Consider the following 19,626-nt stretch of genomic DNA (forward strand, 5'->3'; position numbering starts at 1 on the left):
ACTTTTTAAATATTTCTTCTGTGCCTGAGAGGTTGGGTGCAAAAGCCGCCAAATCTGTCTGCCCCAACCTCCAAATGAGCAGTCCGGTTAAACTGTCAATTCCTGACCATTCACAGCATCTATAACCATTTTACTCTCAAAAGAATAGTCCTCACCTGAAACTGTGGTGTCAAAGACCCATACCGGCCTTAGTTCTGCCGTGTTATCCTTCCCCGGAATTATATCCATCATGAAAGAAATCCGTTTTACCTCATAGGAGGTACCTACAAGACCCTTATAGTTTTGAAAAAATGTGTCGGCCGCTTTATCAAGTGATATTAAATCCACTACATCTGTCTGTGTCCACGCATAGCATCCTTGAATACCAGCCCCTACTATGCCGGATTGATTCAACATGACTGTGGCCTCCTCACCGTCTTCAAATCCCTGGCCTGCGTAAAGATTATAGATAAGAGGAATCCCGTTATATTCCTGCCGGAAATAAAAATAATAGGTATCATCTGCCGAGGACCAGGATTCTTTTTTCAGGGAAGGGTCTGCTTCTCCGCTGATATCTATTATATCCTCCTCCTGCTGCATGGTCTCATGATCCATAACATAAGCAGTTACCACTTCACCCAGATTGATACCATACTTTTTAAACAGCCGGCGGACAGTATCTGCGGCATCTGCCTGGCTCATGAAATCCAGATTTTCTTTTTTCTGATATAAATCTGCATTATACTCTTCTGCAAAGGTTTCTGTGACAATGCAGTTAGTGTAATGCTGATATAACCCGGAATTTATAATAAATTCACAGGAATTATTATAAGCAAGAACAAATGCATGATCTATATCCTCTAAATTTTCCAGAGAGAAGAATGGGCTGTTTTCATCATGATCAAACTTCAGAGAAATATCAGGCGGAAGCAAATCATTTTTCATCTCTTCGCTCATTTCACTCAAAGGCAGAGGTTCTCCTGAAGCACAATAAACAGGTTTTTCTTTTACTGTATCCGGAATCACCACATCAGCATCTATACTGATGTTTTCTTCTTTTCTCGTGAATGTAGTAACCGACGAGTCAAAAATTGAACGTTCTGACTCTTGTACGGCTTTTGTCTTTGATTCTTTTTCCGTATCCAGTGAAGAGGGTTGTTCCTCTCTGCCGCAAGAAATCAGTCCCACTCCCAAAATCGCATATAATATAATAACTCTTAAACTTAACTTCTTCTTACTCATGGATTATACTGTCCTCTGATGGTTGTACCCACACCGCCCATGGGATCATAGTGAATATAGAAAGTATCCTTCATATTGGCATATCCCATATATCCTAATTTCTTTGCTTTCGTTGGGGATGAAAAAGACCAACTGCCTGTTGCTACACCATATATACTGCCGTTATCAACATTGATCGCTACGGATTTATTCGTAGAATGGTATGTGGTAGTAACATATGCTGCCTGTTCCAGATCACTTTTCTTCCCTGGCGCTGTCCTTTTATCAACAGCATTCGTTGTAAATGCAAAATATTCTTTGCCTGCATATACGGGGATGGAACATGTAAATATCGTTGAAAATAATAACCCGATTGCTATGATTTTTTTTGCGCGATTCTTCATAATGTCTATCTCCTTTCGTAGACGATAATCAATGAATCTATTCTCTAAAATATTATATGCTGTACATTGGAATCCCCTCTTTCCTGGATATATTAAAATCTGTATTACGTATAATTATGTATTAACAATACCTTATTATCAGCAAATTGTCAACATCAATATTATGTATTCAAATTACATTTATGAACTTTGTATATTCATCTCAAATATATCTATTGACATTTTGTACAATATATCTTATCCTGATATAGAAAGGAGAATAACATGATATCACTTTTTGAAAAAGAAGAAGCTGTTATGTATACTATCTGGAATATAGGACACCCATGTGTAATTTCTGACATATTAAAAACCAATCCGGAATTGAACAGAAACACGGTTGTAAAGGTTTTAAAAACTCTTACTTCAAAGGGTTACATTAAGGTAGATTCTATTATTAAAACAGCAACAAGAACAGGGCGTGGATATATCCCCATAATCCAACAGGAAGATTATGAAGAACAAAAACAATTAATGAGTATGATTGTTGAAAGTTCCACCCCCCAAGACGGGATTTTACAATACTGTTCTACACTGGCTAATGGCAAACATTTAGACGCTGCGTTTATAGACGAGATGGAAAGACTATTTGATAATCTTAAATCAAAGGAGAGTTAAAATATGGAATTATCGTTACCTGCGTTAATAACGTGTTCTATATCCATGTCCATTCTCAGTATCATTATTTATATTGCATTAAGATGGAACTATCTCTACCAAAAAGCGGGTATTCTAAGTGTGTATATATTGATGATTTTAACCATTTTGAGAGGATGCTTTCCGCTGGATATATATAAACCCGGACTGACTAAGACATATGGATCATTAGTAATAATACCTACAATACAGAAAATAATTACCACCCGGATTGCTTATGAGAACCATCGTTTTTTTTCAGTCTTGGATTTAATGATAATTGTGTGGATTGTTGTAGGGACATTTTTATTTATCAAAAAATCGGTTGGATATTATCGCTTGAGCAAAAAAATATCTCAAATGCCCAGATCATCATCACAAAATATAAACCAGGTATATCAAAAAGCATTTCAAAAAATTTTCAAACGTAAAAATTATCATTTTGAAGTTATTGAAATGAAAGAAATATCTACCCCTGCAACTTTCGGCCTCTTCCATCCGGTAATATTACTGCCCCGCATTGAGTTTACTGAGACGGAGCTTTACTGTGTTTTACTGCACGAATTAATACATATTAAACATCGGGACTGGGTGATAAAAGTTATCATGGATTTTATTTCCTGTATTCACTGGTGGAATATATTTGTTTCAATTCTATTACCGTCTCTGCTGCAACAAATTCAGGAATTATATGTAGATCATTCAATGGAAACTTTAGTTCCTGCACAAAATAGATTTGACTATGCCAGCAGTATATTGAAAACGTTAAAATATACCCAAAAAAGTCAAAAAAAGATGACAGCGCAAACTTCTTATTATGCCTTATGTAATTTGTCTAATAAAAAAAATCTTCAGCAAAGATTTAATTATATAAAAAAATGGAAACATAGAAAAAAGTCAAATATATTTATTGCATTAGCTTCAATCTACTACAATATGTTTATGGTTAATATCCCTTACAGCCAGTAAGGAATTATCCATCTTGTTGCTTAAGCTGTATAATGATGGAGCAATCGGTATATCGTCTTCCAATCTTGGACTTCGCGTCCGTAAATTAGACTGATAACCAGCTCCTCATTCGCAGCGTTCGTTTTATGCAGGTTGAATCGCCATAGGTGCATTCGCGTCACACCACAGTAGATTGAATAGGCAATGAGTAAAACTGGTATTTATCCATTGCAATAATCTTAAGGAGTGACAATTTATGAACGCAGTAGGTATCGATGTTTCAAAAGGTAAGAGTATGGTTGCTATCATGCGACCTTTCGGTGAAATTGTTTCCGCACCTTTCGAAATCAAACACACAGCCAGTGATATCCATTCACTTGTAGAACTCATCAACTCTGTTGAAGGGGAGTCCCGAATCGTGATGGAGCACACAGGACGTTATTATGAAGTCCTCGCCCATCAGCTTTCAAAGGCAAATCTTTTCGTCAGTGCCATTAACCCAAAACTTATCAAAGACTTTGATAATGATTCTCTTCGTAAAGTGAAATCTGATAAAGCGGATGCTGTTAAGATTGCCCGATATGCTCTTGACAAATGGCAAAATCTTAAACAGTATAATGTTATGGATGAATTACGCAATCAGCTCAAAACCATGAACCGTCAGTTCGGCTTTTACATGAAGCACAAGACGGCTATGAAAAATAATCTTATCGGCATCCTTGACCAAACCTATCCTGGTGTTAATACTTACTTTGACAGTCCTGCACGCAGTGACGGCAGCCAGAAATGGGTTGATTTTGCATCTACATACTGGCATGTGGACTGTGTCCGTAAAATGTCTCTGAATGCCTTTATCGACCATTATCAAAACTGGTGCAAACGTAAGAAGTACAACTTCAGCCAATCCAAAGCTGAGGAAATCTATGGAAAAGCAAAGGAACTTGTTCCTGTACTTCCTAAGGATGACATTACAAAGCTTATTATCAAGCAGGCTGTAAACCAGCTTAACAGTGCTTCTACAACCGTTGAATCACTACGCACACTTATGAATGAAACTGCATCCAAACTCCCAGAGTATCCTATTGTTATGGCGATGAAAGGGGTTGGTGCTTCGCTTGGTCCTCAATTGATGGCTGAGATTGGTGATGTTTCCCGTTTTACCCATAAAGGTGCTATTACTGCTTTTGCCGGTGTAGATCCCGGTGTTAATGAATCGGGAAGTTATGAACAAAAAAGTGTTCCAACTTCAAAACGAGGCTCATCTGATCTTAGAAAGACTTTATTTCAGGTAATGGATGTCTTAATAAAAACACACCCACAGGATGATCCTGTGTATCAGTTCATAGATAAGAAACGGGCACAAGGCAAGCCTTATTATGTCTATATGACTGCAGGTGCCAACAAGTTTCTAAGAATCTATTACGGACGAGTGAAAGAATATCTTTCATCTCTTCCAGAATCCTAATCATCATTATAATTCTCAGACCAGCACTGGTGTGGTGGTCTTATTTTGATACCTAATTTTCAACCTGTATAAAATTTTCAATGTTCTTCAATTTAGCCTTGACTTTTTATTTGCAGGCTTATTTATGTTTTCCTTTACTTTCGTTTTTGAAGCGCGTAATTTACCTGAATACGACCAGAATGGAGATGATATATTTTATTTAGAAAAAGACAACTCTTATTACTTAAAAAATGGAAAATGCTACGATTTATATCTTAACGGAGAATATTTTTTTACTACAGAAGATTTAGCACAGGTTCCAAATGACTTTAAAGACTTACCAATTTATGAGAAAGGAGATTTCAAATGAAAAAAAGAATACTTATTTGTTTAGCAAGTTCTATGTTTATCTTATCAATATGCCCTACAATCATTAATGCATCTTCTGATTTCTCTATAAATACAACATCATCAATCAATAGTACCGTTTTGCCTAAAAAAGATATTGTTGGATACCAATACAAAAAAGTCAATAATATCATTTATAGGCGATTATATAATTTCTCTGCCAATAAACCCTTAAGTGATTGGGAACGTATTTGACACAATTATTTTGGTTCTTAAAATATACACCTTAAAAAAAACAGCAGGACATCACTTCATCAGTGATCTCCTGCTGTCTCTCTGCCCTCTCCCTCACACTGCCGCACTCCTGCCATTGTCCCATACTGCCCCGGCGATATCCCTGTATATTTTTTAAACACCTTGCAGAAATACCCGTCATCCCTGAATCCTACCCGGTATCCCACAGCGGATATTTTCATGGACGTGGTTGCCAATAGTTCCATGGCGCGGTGTATCCGAATCTCATTGAGGCAGGCGAAAATAGTTTTCCCGATATTCTTTTTGAACACCCGGTTCAGATAATCGAAATTACAGGAAAATTCCTCCTCGATCCCCGCACCGGATATCTGCCGGTGATAATTTTCATTGAGATAATTCAGCAGCTCATGAACTCTGTGGTAAGAGGACGGAATCCCGTGGGTGGGCCTGGCTGTCCAGGAGGACAGCGACTCCCTGGAGATTGTCACCAGTGCCTCCATAAACCTGCATTCACAGGCTGTCTTATAATTTTCCATCTGGTTCCTGTGCTGCTCCATGGCCTCCTGAATCAACTGCAGCACCCGCAGATAGCCGCTCTTTTTTCCAAGGGAGACGAATTTGGGCAGCCAGAGGCAGTCATCCCTGTATCTTTTATAGGAACCACTGTCCTGCTGCAGACAACTGCCCCGGATTTCCAGAAGATTTTCCATAAACCCAGGGGCCTCATCCCTTCTGCATATCTGCGGATGGCGGAAGTGGATATAAAAATACTCGCACTCTGAAGCCTTCAGCCCCTCATGCACAAATTCCGTATCCAAAAGGAGTATGTCCCCCTCCCGAAGCTCATACTCCTTTGGGCCTTCCTTTAGATACAGCACTCCCTGTTTCATGATATAAAGAATATATTCATCAGGCTGCCGCCTTCTGTGCACATAGGGCGGTTCCAGTACCGCTGTGTCCACCAATCTGATCTGCGGCAGAATATTCGCGTTGATCTCGTAATACATCCTCTTCAGCCGCCCCTCCTAAACTTCTAAATGTCAGCCAAGGTCCGGTTCACCGCAGAGTGTGATGCTGCCCGGCGCTTTTCCCTCCGTCTCGAAAATAAGGATGGTATTTTCTCCTTTTCTCAAGAGCGGTGCCGGTATATATAACCGTTTCTGGGGACCGATCTCCCAAAAACGTCCGATATTAAATCCATTGACCAGAACACAGCCCTTTCCCCATCCGGAAAAATCCAGGAAGGTATCCCCTGTCTCGTCTGCCTCAAACGTAAACTTATAAAATCCAGGCTCTCCTTCTTTGACCGGAACCTGAAAATCCAGGCCGCTCAGATCTTCCATGGGCAGGCAATACTCTGTCCAGTGGTAGTGCTGATGGCCGTTGATCTGTACACTTCTGTCTATTCCTTTGCGCTGCTGTTCCAAAGCCGGGCCGAAGTTTACGCGTCCCATATTTTCCATCAAAATGGAGATTTTATCCCCCTTTTGAACCGGCTCAGTAAACTCATATTCTGTCAGCAGCTCCCTGTCATATAGTGTCAGCACAGGCTTTTCATCCACAAACAGATTTGCTCTGTCATTGGCGCCCCACAGACGGATCTTTTCAATAGGACCCTCATATTTCAACTGGCTTTCATACAGTATGTATCCGTATCCCTGTCCCAGTTTTTCCATGGACTGAGGATACACAGAATCAACCGGCCTGGCTATATTTTTCAGATTTCCAAAAAGTCCAGCTTCTTTGGATACCTTCAGCGTTCCGTAATCTTTTCTTTTTATCTCTGTGCTCAGCTCCACCTTGGGAATCTCTGCGTATTTGCCGATCACCTGGCGGAACGCATTGTATTTCGGTGTGATCCTTCCGTCCTCAGTCAGCAGTGCGTCATAGTCGTAGGAGGTCACGTCTGGAGTCAGCACATCATAATAATTGGAGCCATTTGTAAAGCCAAAATTCGTGCCTCCCTCGAACATATAAATGTTCACATGTCCCTCAGACAGGATTTCATCCAAATCTTTTACATGTTCATCCAAATCTCCCGTTTGATGGCATTCCACGCCCCAGTTGTCAAACCAACCCACCCAGAATTCCATGCACATAAGGGGTTTATCGCCGATTTTCCCGCGCATAACCGCAAACTGTTCTTTTCCCTTAGAGCCGAAGTTTCCGGTCTGCAGGACACCGTCTATCTTTCCGCAGTCAAAAGAATCTCCCCACGGACCGTCTGAGGTTACAAGGGGAACCTCACATCCGCATTCTATCATGAGATTCTTCATGTATTCCAGGTACTCCCTGTCATCGCCGTAATAACCATATTCATTTTCCACCTGCATCATGATAACAGGACCGCCCTGGGTAAACTGCAGAGGTGCAATGACCTTAAAAAGCTCCTGGTAGTATTCCCTCACATGTTTCAGGTAAGGTTCATACATACAGCGCAGGCGCATACCGTCCTCTTTTAAAAGCCAATAGGGAAGTCCGCCGAACTCCCACTCCGCGCAGATATACGGAGATGGTCTTAAGATCACCATCAGTCCCAGTTCCTGGGCAGTCTTCACATAACGTGTAATATCTAAAATACCGCTGAATTCATACTGCCCTTTTTCCTTCTCATGCAAATTCCATGGGATATATGTCTCCACTGTATTACATCCCAAAGCTTTTAATTTTTCCAGTCTGTCCCTCCAATATTCAGGTATCACACGGAAATAATGCATTCCCCCGGAGATGATCTTCACCTTTCTGCCATCCAGATAAAAATCCTCCCTGATTTCGAATTTTTCCACTTTTACTCCTTTCTGAACCTCAATTGTTCATACGGCAAATGGGAATGCCAAATGCCGGGCACTCTTTGCTGTGCCAGTATTGGTATTCCCATGCGTTTTTACTAAATTTTCCTAATTATGATTTTATCACTTTTCTCCTCTGAATGCATCAATATCTTTCTGAATTGACGCTTTTACATCGTCATATCCTGCTGCTTTCAGTTTTTCTCTCATTTCGTCAATGGCTTTATGCGGATCATCATATTTTCCGTAACCAAGCTGAGGAAGATATTCAGATAATACATTGGCAATGGCTGCCTGCTGTGTTTCGATGGCATTTTTGTCAATGATCAGATTTTCAAATTCATAATCATATGCAATCTTGTCATAATTATCGATCATATCCTGGGTGCCTTCCCACCAACTGACATTCTGCAGTTCCAGATCGTCGTTACGTCCGCACCAGAAATTGGCATCCACTTTGTCAGTTGCCTCATCCCATCCTTCTGGATAATCCAGTTTACCGTCCTCTGTCACAACGTAGTCTGTGCCTTCAACACCATAGTTGATATAACGGTAGCACTCTTCGTCATTGCGGAGTAAGTCATACACCATAAGAGCTCTTTCCGGATGTCTGGAATTGGCGCTGATAGCTGCTGCACCGTGAGTCTTGATGGGTTTAGCCACGTTGTTGTTCTCCTGTCCCCAGTAATACATCTTCACATCAGAACCCGGCTGTTTTACATCCATGTTGGGTTTTACCTGTGAATAGTAAGTCTGGCTGTGATGCTGGTCTGCCGCACAGGTACCTGCATACATTTCCACTCTTGTATCGCCGTCATAATTCAGGGCATCCTCACGCCATACGCCGATCTCATTCCATTCTTTCATGATATCCGCTGCTTCATAGATGGCGTCGTCTTCCATAAACGGAGAGGATACTGTGTAAGGATCTTCTTTGGATGTGAACCAGAACTCATAATTGCCCGCATTACATCCGATCAACTGACGGTAATTTGTGTTTGATAAAATATATGGCTCCAGAAGGCTTCCCAGATTATTCTTTCCTGCATCCCAGGGGATCACATCCGGCTTGTTCTCCTTCACATATTTAAAATATGTAGTCAGATCATCAAATTTTGTAATGGTTCCGTCCGCGATACCTGCTTCCTTTGCCCAGTCCCCGCGGTACATCATTCCGTGGTTTGTGTACTGGGTATATTTGTCCTCCGGAATGAACATGATCTCATCATTGAGTTTACAGATTTCCCAGTCGCCATCCGCATTGACCTGCTCATATGTTTTTGGAGCATAAGTCTTCAGCATATCTTCTGTCAGCGGCAGGAAAGCGCCTTTCTGGGCATTTTCCCATCCATACAGCCAGTCTGTGGCTGTGGTGATAATGTCAAGAGAGGCATCACCGCTCAAAAGCTGTGTATTATACTGGGTCTGCCAGTCTGCCCACTCCACATAGGTAAGCTCCAGCTCTGCATTCACTTTATCAGTCAGAACTTTGTTTAACTCTTTCAGCATTGCCTCGCATCTGCCGTTGGACGGTTTGTTTCCCAAAACCAGCATGTTGATCACTTCGTGGCTGGAAGTATCTATGGTTCCGTCTTCTTTTACCTTGGAACCGCCGTCACCGCCTTTGCTTCCGCAGCCCGCCAGGCTAGCTCCCATCAATACCGCCATGGTCAGGGCCAGAGTACGTTTTACTGTGATATTCTTTCTCATTTCAATCCTCCATGCATTATAATTTTTATTCATATAAATCCCTTACAGGGTAATTCATATCAGTCTGCAGATACAAAAAACACTTAACCTTTTACTGCTCCCACGGTGATACCGGAGATAAAATACTTCTGTACAAAAGGATACAAAAATACGATCGGTCCGGTTGCCACAACTGCTGTGGCCATCTTCAGTGTATTGGACGGCAGGTCCGCAACCGTCACAGCAGCACCCGCCATTGAGTTCTTAAGCGCAGCCGCCTGGTTTATGATGTTGTACAGATAATACTGCAGCGGCTTATAGTCCACCTCTGAGCCAAGATACAGAGATGAGAGGTACCATTCGTTCCAGTAGCCCAGAGCCAGAAACAGGCCAACCGTTGCCAGTGCCGGTTTCAGCATGGGCAGAATCAGGGAAATGAAAATCCTGAAGTCGCCGGCTCCGTCAATTTTACCGGACTCTGTGATCTCAAAGGGTACGGATTTTGCAAAGTTTTTCATCAGGATGATGAGCCATGGTGTCATCAGCAATTGGAAAAACACAGCAAAATAGGTTCCTTTGAGCTGCAGATATCTGGATACCCAGATGAAAGTGGGCGCCATACCTGCGGAAAACAATGTTGTAAAATAGATGAAAAAGGATATTAAGTTTCTGAAAGGAAAGTCCTTTCTCTGCAGTGCATAGCCTGTCATGGCAATGACGAACAGCCCTACAAGGGTTCCGCAAACCGTAAGAAGAATGGTAACCGCATAGGAACCAAGTATCATTTTAGGAAAACGGAACACCCAGGTATATGCATCCAGTGTGAATCCTTTCGGAAGCAGGCCGAATCCTTCCTTCATAATGACACTTTCCGTACTAAAGGAAGCCGATATAATGAGGATAAACGGCAGCAGACATATCAGCGCAAAGGCTGTGATCACCAGGTAAGAAATTATTTTTACAACCCAGGTACTGGCGTCCTTTTTTATCTTTGTATTATTTTGATTCTGCACTTTACTCACCTCCTAGAATAATGCGTAATCCGGATCGATCCGTTTTACCAGCCAGTTGCTGAACATAACAAGGGCAAATCCAAAGATGGACTGATACAGCCCCACCGCAGATGATGTGGAAAAGTTATTCTGCGTAGTCATAGTCCTGTAAACAAAGGTCTCGATAATGTCGGTTGTCTGGAAGAGCTGGGAGTTATTGCCCACCATATTCCAGAAGAGGCCGAAGTTACCCTTCATGATACCGCCCAGAGCAAAGAGCAGAAGAATAATGAATGTCGGTTTCAGACTCGGAAGTATTATGTAACGGATCCTCTGCCAGCTCGTAGCCCCGTCCACTTCTGCTGCCTCCATCATACCGGAGTCAATGCCGCATATTGCCGCAAAGTAAACAACAGAACCGTAGCCTGTCTGCTGCCACATCTGACAGAAGATAATGATAAAGGGCCATATCCCCGCCATACTGTAAATCTTTAAAGGATCTCCGCCGGTTTCGCGCAGCAGTGTGTTCAGAGCACCTGTGTCATAATTCAGGATATTAAACGCTATGGCTCCAATCAGCACCACGGAAATGAAGTACGGCAGGAACATGATCGTCTGGGATACTTTTTTAAAGTATTTGTTGCGTACCTCATTCAGCATAACAGCAAGGGTGATCTGCACCACATTGCCCAAAACGATAAAGACTACATTATAAAGCAGTGTGTTTCTGGTCAGTTTCCACAGTTCACCGGATTGGATCAGAAACTCAAAGTTTTTCAGCCCCACAAAAGGACTGCCAAATATTCCGTCCCGGAAATTATAGTTTGTAAATGCTATGTACACACCCGGCAAAGGGCAGTAATTAAAGACTATAAAAAATACCACAGCAGGAAGGCACATCAGCAGCAATGTCCGGTTATCCTTCACCTTTTTCAGAAATGGCTTTTTTGTACCAGCCATGACTGCTGTTCCCGTTTTATTTTTCCTTGCTTTCACATCATTCTCCTCCTCTTTTTTGAAATCGGTTTCAACAAATCTCTGTGTATACTGGCTTTTCTAGGTTGAACGCACGTGTAATTCCTCCTGTTCTTGTGGTCTTTTATTACAACTGCTCTTTATACGCAGATGTTTTCTTATGATTTTATATAAATTAACGTAACTGTTTTATATCCTCACAGTTATTGATTAAAAACTTCGCAGAATTCGGCTCTCCTCCTGCTCCTATTTTGAAACCCGTTTCAACACAAATAGAATGAAACATTCTGATTTAGAGATTTCCTTCTGCTGTTGGTGTTTCTGATATCCTATATCTTTGCTGTAGACTCTCTAACCACCAGGCTGGGGGGTATGAGCTGCATTTTCGGCGGATTTTTCCCCTCAATTGCCAGAATAGCGGTCTCCACCAGAGCGCCTGCAAATTTGTCGTAATTGTATCCCACACTTGTCAGGCACGGGGTCTCAGACTCAGCAATGAACGTATCATCAAAGCTTAAAATAGAGATATCATCCGGTATTCCAAGTCCGTGGCGGCGGATAGACTGCATGATCCCCATTGCCATAAAATCATTGATCGCGATCACTGCGGTCGGAAGCGGCTGTCCGCTGTCGAAAATCCTGTCCATCACCTGAAGTCCGCACTCAATAGAATACTCCGGGGTCTCCACAATGTCATCGGCAGAGAACTCGATTCCATGTTTTCTGAGGCAGCTTCTGTAAGTAACCCGCTTTGTATAGGTGGAATTCACATCTCTTCGGCCTCCGATCAGGGCAATTTTCGTATGGCCGTATGCGATCAGATGCTCCACTGCGGTTTCTGCAGCCTTTTTCTGATCTATATTAACCTGATAGCAGTCACTGCCGTCCAGTTTGCCTGTGATCACCACGGGGATCGTATCTGTGATCTGGTTGATCTTCTCCACATACTCCTCGTCTGATACCATCTCGTCCACTTTGCCGCCGATCATGATCAGGGCATCCACCCGCATCTCGATCATCTTCTGCAGGTTCTGCTCCTGAAGCTCCATATCATTCAGATAATTGCTGAGCATCAGGCTGTACCCTCTCTCATTGGCAGCCCTCTCACAGGCCACAGCAAGTGTTGCATAAAAAGGATTTCTGATATCCGGGATCAGGAACCCCACAAGCTTCGTTTGGGTGCTGCTCAGACTGCGCGCCATGGCATTCGGCCGGAAATCATACTTCTTGATAAGGGCTTCCACCTTTATACGTTTCTCTGTACTGACATTGGCATTGCCGGTCAATACTCTGGAAACGGTAGCCGGGGATACCCCTGCTTCCTTTGCGATATGATAAATACTTACTCTTTCTCTTCCCATCGTCTCACCTGTCTCACATTATAGTGCAGCATTTACTGCTGCATAAATACCAAAATAATCGTTAAGGCATATAATAATCCCAGTATATTATATGAAACCGCTTTCCACAAGACAATTTTTTCAGATTCCGATATGTCATATTCACCAATCGATTTATCTATATTATAAAGCCGGAATCGCAAAATGCACATGTAATTATTTTTCTATTTTGGTACTATTTTTAATTTTTAGTAAAATTTTTCTCATAAATTCGGCCGGTCTGCGCATTTACTGCGCTGACCGTATGAACTACAGGTTTTTCCTGTATTTACTGGGAGAGATTCCCGTATTTTTCTTGAAGACTTTTATAAAATAAAAATAATCATTATACCCCGTCAGCTCCGCGATGGATTCCACGGAAAGACTTTCGTCTGCCAACAGTTCCTTTGCCTTTTGTATTCTTTTCGATGTAATATATTCCGAGAAAGAAAGTCCCAGCTCTGCCTTTAACTGGCTGCTCAGATACCCCGTACTGATCCCATGGGCTTCAGCCAGGCCGGAAAGAGTGATATTTTCCGTGTACCTCTCCTGTATCTCCCTGATTATCCTCTTCATCATAGAGGAATTCATAGGCTCCTTTGCAGGGGCTTCCTCTTCTTCCCCCCGCTCTGTCCGAAATGCCCCAAGCAGCCGTTCCAGGACCTGATTGAGCTTTTCCTGCTCCACAGGTTTCAGCAGATAGTCAAAGGTCCCCATTCTGATGGCAGACTGCGCATACTCAAATTCCGCGTACCCGCTGATGAAAATCACCTTCATGTCTATCCCCTTCTCTCTCAGCTTCTCCAAAAGCTGCAGGCCATTCAGTCCGGGCATACGGATATCAGAGATCAAAATATCCGGCTTTTTCTCCAAGATCTCTTCCATGGCAGCCACCCCATTGTTCGCCTCACCGATCACCTGAAACGGCAGCCCTGACTTTTCTATCTGCTTTTTGAGTCCGATCACTATCCATGTTTCATCATCTGCCAGATAAATTCTGTACATTTTTCCTGCCCCTTTCCTCTACCTCATCCGGTATGATAATTGTGATTCTCGTTCCTTTTCCCTGTTTGCTCTCTATCCGAAACACCACGTCTTCCCCATAAAATAATTTCAGTCTCTGATAGATGTTGGCCACTCCGATGCCTTTTTGTCCCGTGGGCCTGCTGTCCAGGTTGTCCCGCATCCACACCAGCTTTGCCGGTTCGATCCCGCAGCCGTTGTCCTCCACCACAAATATCATGTGATTCTCATTCTGCATTTCTATGGAGACATTTACTTCCCCGTCCTCCAGTTTCTGCTCCAGACCGTGAAACACTGCATTTTCCACCAGAGGCTGCAGCATGAGCTTGATCACACGCTTTTCCCTCACCGAATCATCCATTTCAATGTTTACATCTATTTTTCCCATAAAACGGTAGTCTATGATCTTGGCGTACTCCCTGATATAGCTGACTTCCTCCTCAACACTGACAAGGTTTTCCCCTTTTACGGCAAAACGGAATACCTTTGAGAGTGCCATGGTGATCTCAGCAATATCCTCCACCTCATAGTACAGCGCCATAGAACAGATACATTCAAAGGTATTATACAGAAAATGGGGATTGATCTGGTTCTGGTATGCCAACACCTGAAGCTGCTTCTTGGCGATCTCCGCCTCATACATCTTCTTCTGGGAGTCCTGGATCTCCTGATTCATCTTCTGCTGTTTGTCCAGCATATGATTCAGACTGTGCACGACTGTGCCGATCTCATCTTCCCTCTCTATTTCCATCCTCTCACCGGGCTTATCCACGATTCCCTGGATAAAACGGTCCACCTGATGCATAGGACCTACAAACCGTTTATAACAGAACCACACCAGCAGGGCTAAAAGTGCCAGGGACACCGCATATGCCGTTGTCACGAATTTTTTGCTGCCGTCCCTGCTGGTGCTCATTTCGCTCTCCGGAATGCGGCTGACCACCTTCCAACTGTCCATGGGAACATTCCTCACCTTTACGTAATACTCATCTGAACTCCTCATCATACTGCTGTCCAGCTCCTCCAGCTCGTTATTCCCTCTGGAAGCGATGATCTGATCATTTCCGTCCAACAGATACACCTGGGTATGTTCCGTAGCCTGGGAATCCTCCAGAATTCCGGCCAGGTTGTCTGTGCGCATCATCATGACACACATGCCGATCTGAACACCGTACTGTCTGTTGTTCAGATCGTAGACCGGAAAATACACCGGATAAAAAGGCACTCCCGCCTGATTCAGATAAAACAGGTCTCCAAACTCCATATGCTTTTTCAAATTCCGGACAAAATCCGGGTTGTTTGCCGCTTTTCCCATTGCCGCGATCTGATTCAGGGATGTGTCGTACAGATAAATTCCGGCTATGTCGCTTTCCAGCAAAACCGTATTGGAAAATATCTCGGACAGGTCCTCAGAGGCCATAACTCTTGCCACAGGATCTATGGTAAAATAATCGTAGGTTGTAGGTGCATAGGCCATGGCTGTAGCCACATGATCTAAGGTGTCGTGAAAATCCTCCATCTTGCCCTCTACCTGCAGCAATATCTTATCATTCAGATCAATGGTCCGCTCCCGCAGTATCTTGCCGGAATAGCTGTCCGTCACAGCATAGGCTGCCAGTAAAAAGAACATGATCAGGGCCGTAAACGCAATAAGCTGAAGCCACAGACTGTCTTTTAATCTCTTCCTCATTGCTGTCCCCTCTCTCATTCTCCGTTTACCTTCTCTATTCTTCCGCCATACTCCCTGCAGTTTTTCTGATATATCTCATTTTTATAGGCATCCAGTTCCTCTATGCCCATATTTTTCAGGGTCTCTGTCATCTCGCTGTACCGGGCTGCCGCCTGCTCCCTGCTTTCTGCCAGAACAATACGGGGGATCTGCTCTCTCTCATACGCCTTTATGGCTGCGTCCAGATTTCCCTCTGTGCTCTCCGGCGGAATATCTTCTGCTGTGAGGGGAAGCAGGGACTCATCATAACTCACGGTTTTCTCATGACTGCCGTAAGCAGTGAATATTTCTTTTTCTGCTGCTGTACTGCTGCCCTTTTCCGGTTCCGGCAGCACGCTCCTCTCCCAGGAAAAATTGTCAAACATCCACCAGGCTCCCTGTCCCGACTGCCCGTAATCCAGAGACGCTTTTTCCCCCTTTTCTGTCTGTACCACATATCCCCGGTCATCCAGATGATAATCACTTCCCTCATATCCAAAGCTCCAGAACAACATCCCCTCATCGCTGCTCATATAATCCAGCCACGCTGCCACTTGGGCGGGATTGCTGCAGTCCTTTGAGATAAAGGTTCCCAGCCAGCCTGTGGGGGCTCTCAGATTTTTCCCCTGTACCGGTGTCTCCCCGCCTGAGGAAAATATAGGACCTGAGGAGACCCATTTGGTGTAATCAATCCCGCTGTTTGCCACATTTCCTATAAAACAGAACACATTTCCTTTTGCCATGAGACTTTTAATCTTTGTATTTTCATAGGTGAGCTGTTCAGGATCGGTATAGCCTTTTCGTATGGCCTCATTCAGAAACAGAAGCGCATGTTCTGACTGGGGCTGCAGAAGAATATCCCGGTAATTTCCGTTTTCATCTACACGTTCAGCGCCAAAAGTATATTCCAGGAATTTTACTGTAGGGTCAATATACCCCTTTCCATCTACCAACAGGGGGATCACTGGCTCACCGCTGACATACAGACGCATATTTTTTATCTTTTCCCAGGCTGCCAGCACCTGTTCTTCTGTCTGCACATCCTCCACGGAGAGTCCTGCCTCTGCCAGAAGCTCTCTGTTCCATATGACTGCATTGTTGTCATTATAATTGGTCCAGTCCTGGTAAAACTGCGAACTGGGCTTCCATATCTTCCTGGAATCCTGGGAATTTATATGGGATGGATAAGCATACCATCCGCCGTCCCGCCTGATCAATTCCCTCTTAATATCCTCGGGAAAAGATTTCAGAAGATGAGACTCGGGGCAATACTGCTTCAGGAACTCTTCCAGATTCCAGACTTTTCCTGATGTGATAAGCTGGCTGATGGTGGTCTCATCCGTGAGAGAAATAATATCCGGCAGTTTGTCATTCAACAGCATCAGACTTAACTGGGCATCCGCATTCTGGGGCGGTACCATAATATCCAGCGCCAGTCCGGTCCTTTTCGTGATATCTCCGGTGATGGTTCCCTCCTCAGTCTCCCAGGAGGGCGGTTCCCAGAAATTCACATCGCAAAACAGGGAGGCCGTCGCATATGTATTTCCTTTTCCATCTTCCGTCTCTATACTGTCCCCGCCTGCGCCGCACCCGGCAAGCTGCAGGACACCTGCCAGCATTACCATTAAAACTATCCCTCGTATCTTCATCTTTTCCTCCAGGTGATCTCACCAAATCATAACCGTTTGGACAGGCCGAACGGTTACATAAAATCTTCTTCTGTTATTTTATCATTACAGATACCATATTGACAATGCCTCTATCATCACTGTTTCACTTTTCACAGGTATTCATATCTCTGTATTTTAAACTATTGAAAAGAGGATCTACCCTAAAAAGCCAAACTGTGCATTGTACGCAAAAAACGCCTATATCTGTAACAAAATACAGATATAAGCGTTCTTGACAGCGAAACGATCCATGACCGCACAGCAGATCAGATTTCAGCGGTAGCCTCTTTCAGCCACTCCCGCTCCTCCTGGCTGTCTAAAAGCGGAGCAATGGTTTCGTACACATGTCTGTGGTAAGCATTGAGCCATGCAAGCTCCTCTGCCCCCAGAAGTTCCGGCAGGATGGCTTCCCGCTCAAAGGGAACCAGCGTCACGACCTCGAATTCCATGAACTGACCGTAGGCATTCTTCTCTCCCTTTCGGCACAGGAGCAGATTTTCACAACGGATGCCATATCTGCCTTCCAGGTAAAGACCTGGTTCATCAGAGATCAGCACGCCCTCTTCCAGCGGGACATAGCCCCCCGGACGGATGGCACTGTTCCAGTTGATGTTCTGGGGTCCCTCGTGTACATTCAGCAGGAATCCCACACCGTGCCCTGTGCCGTGGTTGAAATCAAGCCCTCTCTCCCACAGCGGACCTCTTGCCAGACAGTCCAGATGGGCGCCTCCCATTCCATACATGAACTTTGCAGTGGCCAGACGGATATTTCCCTTGAGGACCAGGGTGAAATGCTCCTTTTGTTCCTGTGTCAGCTCACCGACTGCAATGGTTCTTGTGATATCTGTGGTCCCCTGCCAATACTGTCCGCCAGAATCAATGAGGAAGAATCCTTTCGGCTCCACATTCGCACATGCGTCTTCTGTGGGCGCATAGTGGCACATGGCAGCATTTGGCCCGTAGGCACAAATGGTTCCAAAGCTCAGATCCAGGAAATCAGGATCCTGGGCGCGGAACTGGAAGCTTTTTTGGGCTGCACTGTATTCCGTGATCTCCTCTTTTCCCACATTCTGTTTCAGCCAATAGATAAACCTGCACATAGCCTTTGCGTCTTTAATATGAGCTGCGCGCACATTCTCTCTCTCCACTTCATTTTTCATGGCTTTCATGGGTTTCGACGGATTAATACAACTCACAGTCTTAACACCGCCGGGAATATTTTCAAACAGTGCATAATTCACAACTGCCTCATCCAACAAAACGCTATCCTTGTCCGCAAACTTCTTCACATCTTCGTATACCTGATAGTAAGGAAGCATCGTGATCCCGGATTTCTCCAATTCGGCACGGATCTCCAAAGATACGGCCTCCTCCTGCACATAAAAGAACACGTCCTTCTCTGTGAGTATCACATAGGAGAGGATAACCGGATTGCATTCGATATCATTGCCCCGGATGTTCAAAAGCCATGCAATGTCATCCAGGCTGGACAGCAGATGGATATCCGCTCTGTTTTCTCTCATGATGCTGCGCACATCTGCCAGTTTTTCCTCTCTGGACCTGCCCACATATTTCACATCCACAAGAAAGGCCTGTTCTCTTGACATCATGGGCCTGTCATTCCAGATTTTTCCACCCAGATCATCCTGGCACAGAAAACATCCCTGTTTCTTTTCCATCATATCTGCATAAGCCTTTCCCTGGCTGACGCTGATGGTTCTTCCGTCGCATCCCAGACAGCCGCCTTGTGGAAGATTTTCCTCCAGGAACTCATCTACTGTGGGAACACCTTCCTCCCTCATCTTCATAAGGGTCACACCGGTATCCTCCAGTTCCCTGCCTGCCTGGATAAAATACCGTCCGTCTGTCCAGAGATATGCATGGTCCCTAGTCACCACCAGAGTTCCGGCAGAACCGGTAAACCCTGACAGCCAGGCGCGCACCTTAAAATACGCTCCTACATACTCAGACTGGTGAAAATCCGCAGTGGGCACCAGATACATGTCCATGCCTGCTGCTGCCATCTCTTGCTGCAGCTTCTCAATCCTTACTCTGTTTGCATTCATTCTCCACGCTTCCTTTCTTTTTTCTGTAAACGCAGCTTTTCCTGCTATACAGTTACCTGTA

17 protein-coding genes are annotated in these 19,626 nt (G+C 44.0%); 5 read left to right on the forward strand and 12 right to left on the reverse strand.

The features are described from left to right. Positions 1 to 87: 87 nt before the first annotated feature. Both BLCOC_RS23550 and BLCOC_RS23555 read right to left on the reverse strand, forming a co-directional pair. Entirely contained in the window at positions 88 to 1,221 is a 1,134-nt protein-coding gene (locus BLCOC_RS23550) for a hypothetical protein (RefSeq protein ID WP_115623529.1), read from the reverse strand. After that, entirely contained in the window at positions 1,218 to 1,604 is a 387-nt protein-coding gene (locus tag BLCOC_RS23555; protein ID WP_029471172.1) for a hypothetical protein, read from the reverse strand. Before BLCOC_RS23555 ends, BLCOC_RS23550 begins: the two co-directional genes overlap by 4 nt. Positions 1,605 to 1,868: 264 nt before the next feature. On the opposite strand from BLCOC_RS23555, the gene BLCOC_RS23560 reads away from it, so the two are divergent. The 5 genes from BLCOC_RS23560 to BLCOC_RS23580 all read left to right on the forward strand — a co-directional run bounded on the left by BLCOC_RS23560 (position 1,869) and on the right by BLCOC_RS23580 (position 5,274). Continuing rightward, complete coding sequence (locus BLCOC_RS23560) at positions 1,869 to 2,261, forward strand: BlaI/MecI/CopY family transcriptional regulator (RefSeq protein ID WP_018593107.1); 393 nt, start codon at positions 1,869 to 1,871, stop codon at positions 2,259 to 2,261. A 3-nt stretch (positions 2,262 to 2,264) separates the two neighbouring features. Further along, a complete protein-coding gene (locus BLCOC_RS23565) occupies positions 2,265 to 3,248 on the forward strand; it encodes a M56 family metallopeptidase (protein ID WP_115623530.1) in 984 nt (327 codons plus the stop codon). Between the two features lie 235 nt (positions 3,249 to 3,483). After that, positions 3,484 to 4,692 (forward strand): IS110 family RNA-guided transposase, encoded by a 1,209-nt coding sequence (locus tag BLCOC_RS23570; RefSeq protein WP_115622407.1) that lies wholly within the window; start codon positions 3,484 to 3,486, stop codon positions 4,690 to 4,692. Positions 4,693 to 4,816: 124 nt separating this feature from the next. Further along, positions 4,817 to 5,041, forward strand: a complete 225-nt coding sequence (locus tag BLCOC_RS23575) for a hypothetical protein (protein WP_115623531.1) — start codon at positions 4,817 to 4,819, stop codon at positions 5,039 to 5,041. Continuing rightward, the gene (locus BLCOC_RS23580; protein WP_130179933.1) at positions 5,038 to 5,274 is read left to right on the forward strand and encodes a hypothetical protein; all 237 of its coding nucleotides are present in this window, start codon (positions 5,038 to 5,040) and stop codon (positions 5,272 to 5,274) included. The genes BLCOC_RS23575 and BLCOC_RS23580 overlap by 4 nt, the downstream gene beginning before the upstream one ends. A 59-nt stretch (positions 5,275 to 5,333) precedes the next feature. On the opposite strand, the gene BLCOC_RS23585 is transcribed toward BLCOC_RS23580, so the two are convergent. The 10 genes from BLCOC_RS23585 to BLCOC_RS23630 form a co-directional block, all read right to left on the reverse strand. Further along, complete coding sequence (locus BLCOC_RS23585) at positions 5,334 to 6,281, reverse strand: AraC family transcriptional regulator (RefSeq protein ID WP_115623532.1); 948 nt, start codon at positions 6,279 to 6,281, stop codon at positions 5,334 to 5,336. 33 nt (positions 6,282 to 6,314) lie between these two features. After that, complete coding sequence (locus BLCOC_RS23590; RefSeq protein WP_115623533.1) at positions 6,315 to 8,060, reverse strand: glycoside hydrolase family 35 protein; 1,746 nt, start codon at positions 8,058 to 8,060, stop codon at positions 6,315 to 6,317. Positions 8,061 to 8,186: 126 nt separating this feature from the next. Continuing rightward, positions 8,187 to 9,773, reverse strand: coding sequence for an ABC transporter substrate-binding protein (locus BLCOC_RS23595; RefSeq protein WP_018593112.1), 1,587 nt, complete (start codon positions 9,771 to 9,773; stop codon positions 8,187 to 8,189). Positions 9,774 to 9,856: 83 nt separating this feature from the next. Beyond that, positions 9,857 to 10,765 carry a carbohydrate ABC transporter permease gene (locus tag BLCOC_RS23600; protein ID WP_029471180.1) on the reverse strand — a complete coding sequence of 303 codons (909 nt, stop codon included), beginning with the start codon at positions 10,763 to 10,765 and terminating at the stop codon, positions 9,857 to 9,859. Positions 10,766 to 10,777: 12 nt separating this feature from the next. Further along, positions 10,778 to 11,740, reverse strand: a complete 963-nt coding sequence (locus BLCOC_RS23605) for an ABC transporter permease (RefSeq protein WP_018593114.1) — start codon at positions 11,738 to 11,740, stop codon at positions 10,778 to 10,780. 308 nt (positions 11,741 to 12,048) lie between these two features. Beyond that, positions 12,049 to 13,080, reverse strand: a complete 1,032-nt coding sequence (locus BLCOC_RS23610) for a LacI family DNA-binding transcriptional regulator (protein WP_018593115.1) — start codon at positions 13,078 to 13,080, stop codon at positions 12,049 to 12,051. Between the two features lie 288 nt (positions 13,081 to 13,368). After that, positions 13,369 to 14,103 (reverse strand): response regulator transcription factor, encoded by a 735-nt coding sequence (locus BLCOC_RS23615; protein ID WP_115623534.1) that lies wholly within the window; start codon positions 14,101 to 14,103, stop codon positions 13,369 to 13,371. After that, positions 14,078 to 15,811: a sensor histidine kinase gene (locus tag BLCOC_RS23620; protein WP_165907310.1), complete on the reverse strand. Its 1,734-nt coding sequence runs from the start codon at positions 15,809 to 15,811 to the stop codon at positions 14,078 to 14,080. Before BLCOC_RS23620 ends, BLCOC_RS23615 begins: the two co-directional genes overlap by 26 nt. Before the next feature lie 14 nt (positions 15,812 to 15,825). Beyond that, on the reverse strand, positions 15,826 to 17,478 hold the full coding sequence (locus tag BLCOC_RS23625) for a type 2 periplasmic-binding domain-containing protein (protein WP_115623536.1): 1,653 nt from the start codon (positions 17,476 to 17,478) through the stop codon (positions 15,826 to 15,828). A gap of 287 nt (positions 17,479 to 17,765) precedes the next feature. Beyond that, the gene (locus tag BLCOC_RS23630; RefSeq protein ID WP_115625478.1) at positions 17,766 to 19,565 is read right to left on the reverse strand and encodes an aminopeptidase P family protein; all 1,800 of its coding nucleotides are present in this window, start codon (positions 19,563 to 19,565) and stop codon (positions 17,766 to 17,768) included. Between the last annotated feature and the right edge of the window lie 61 nt (positions 19,566 to 19,626).

It is taken from the genome of Blautia coccoides (genome assembly GCF_034355335.1).
Taxonomy (GTDB): Bacteria; Bacillota; Clostridia; order Lachnospirales; family Lachnospiraceae; genus Blautia; species Blautia producta.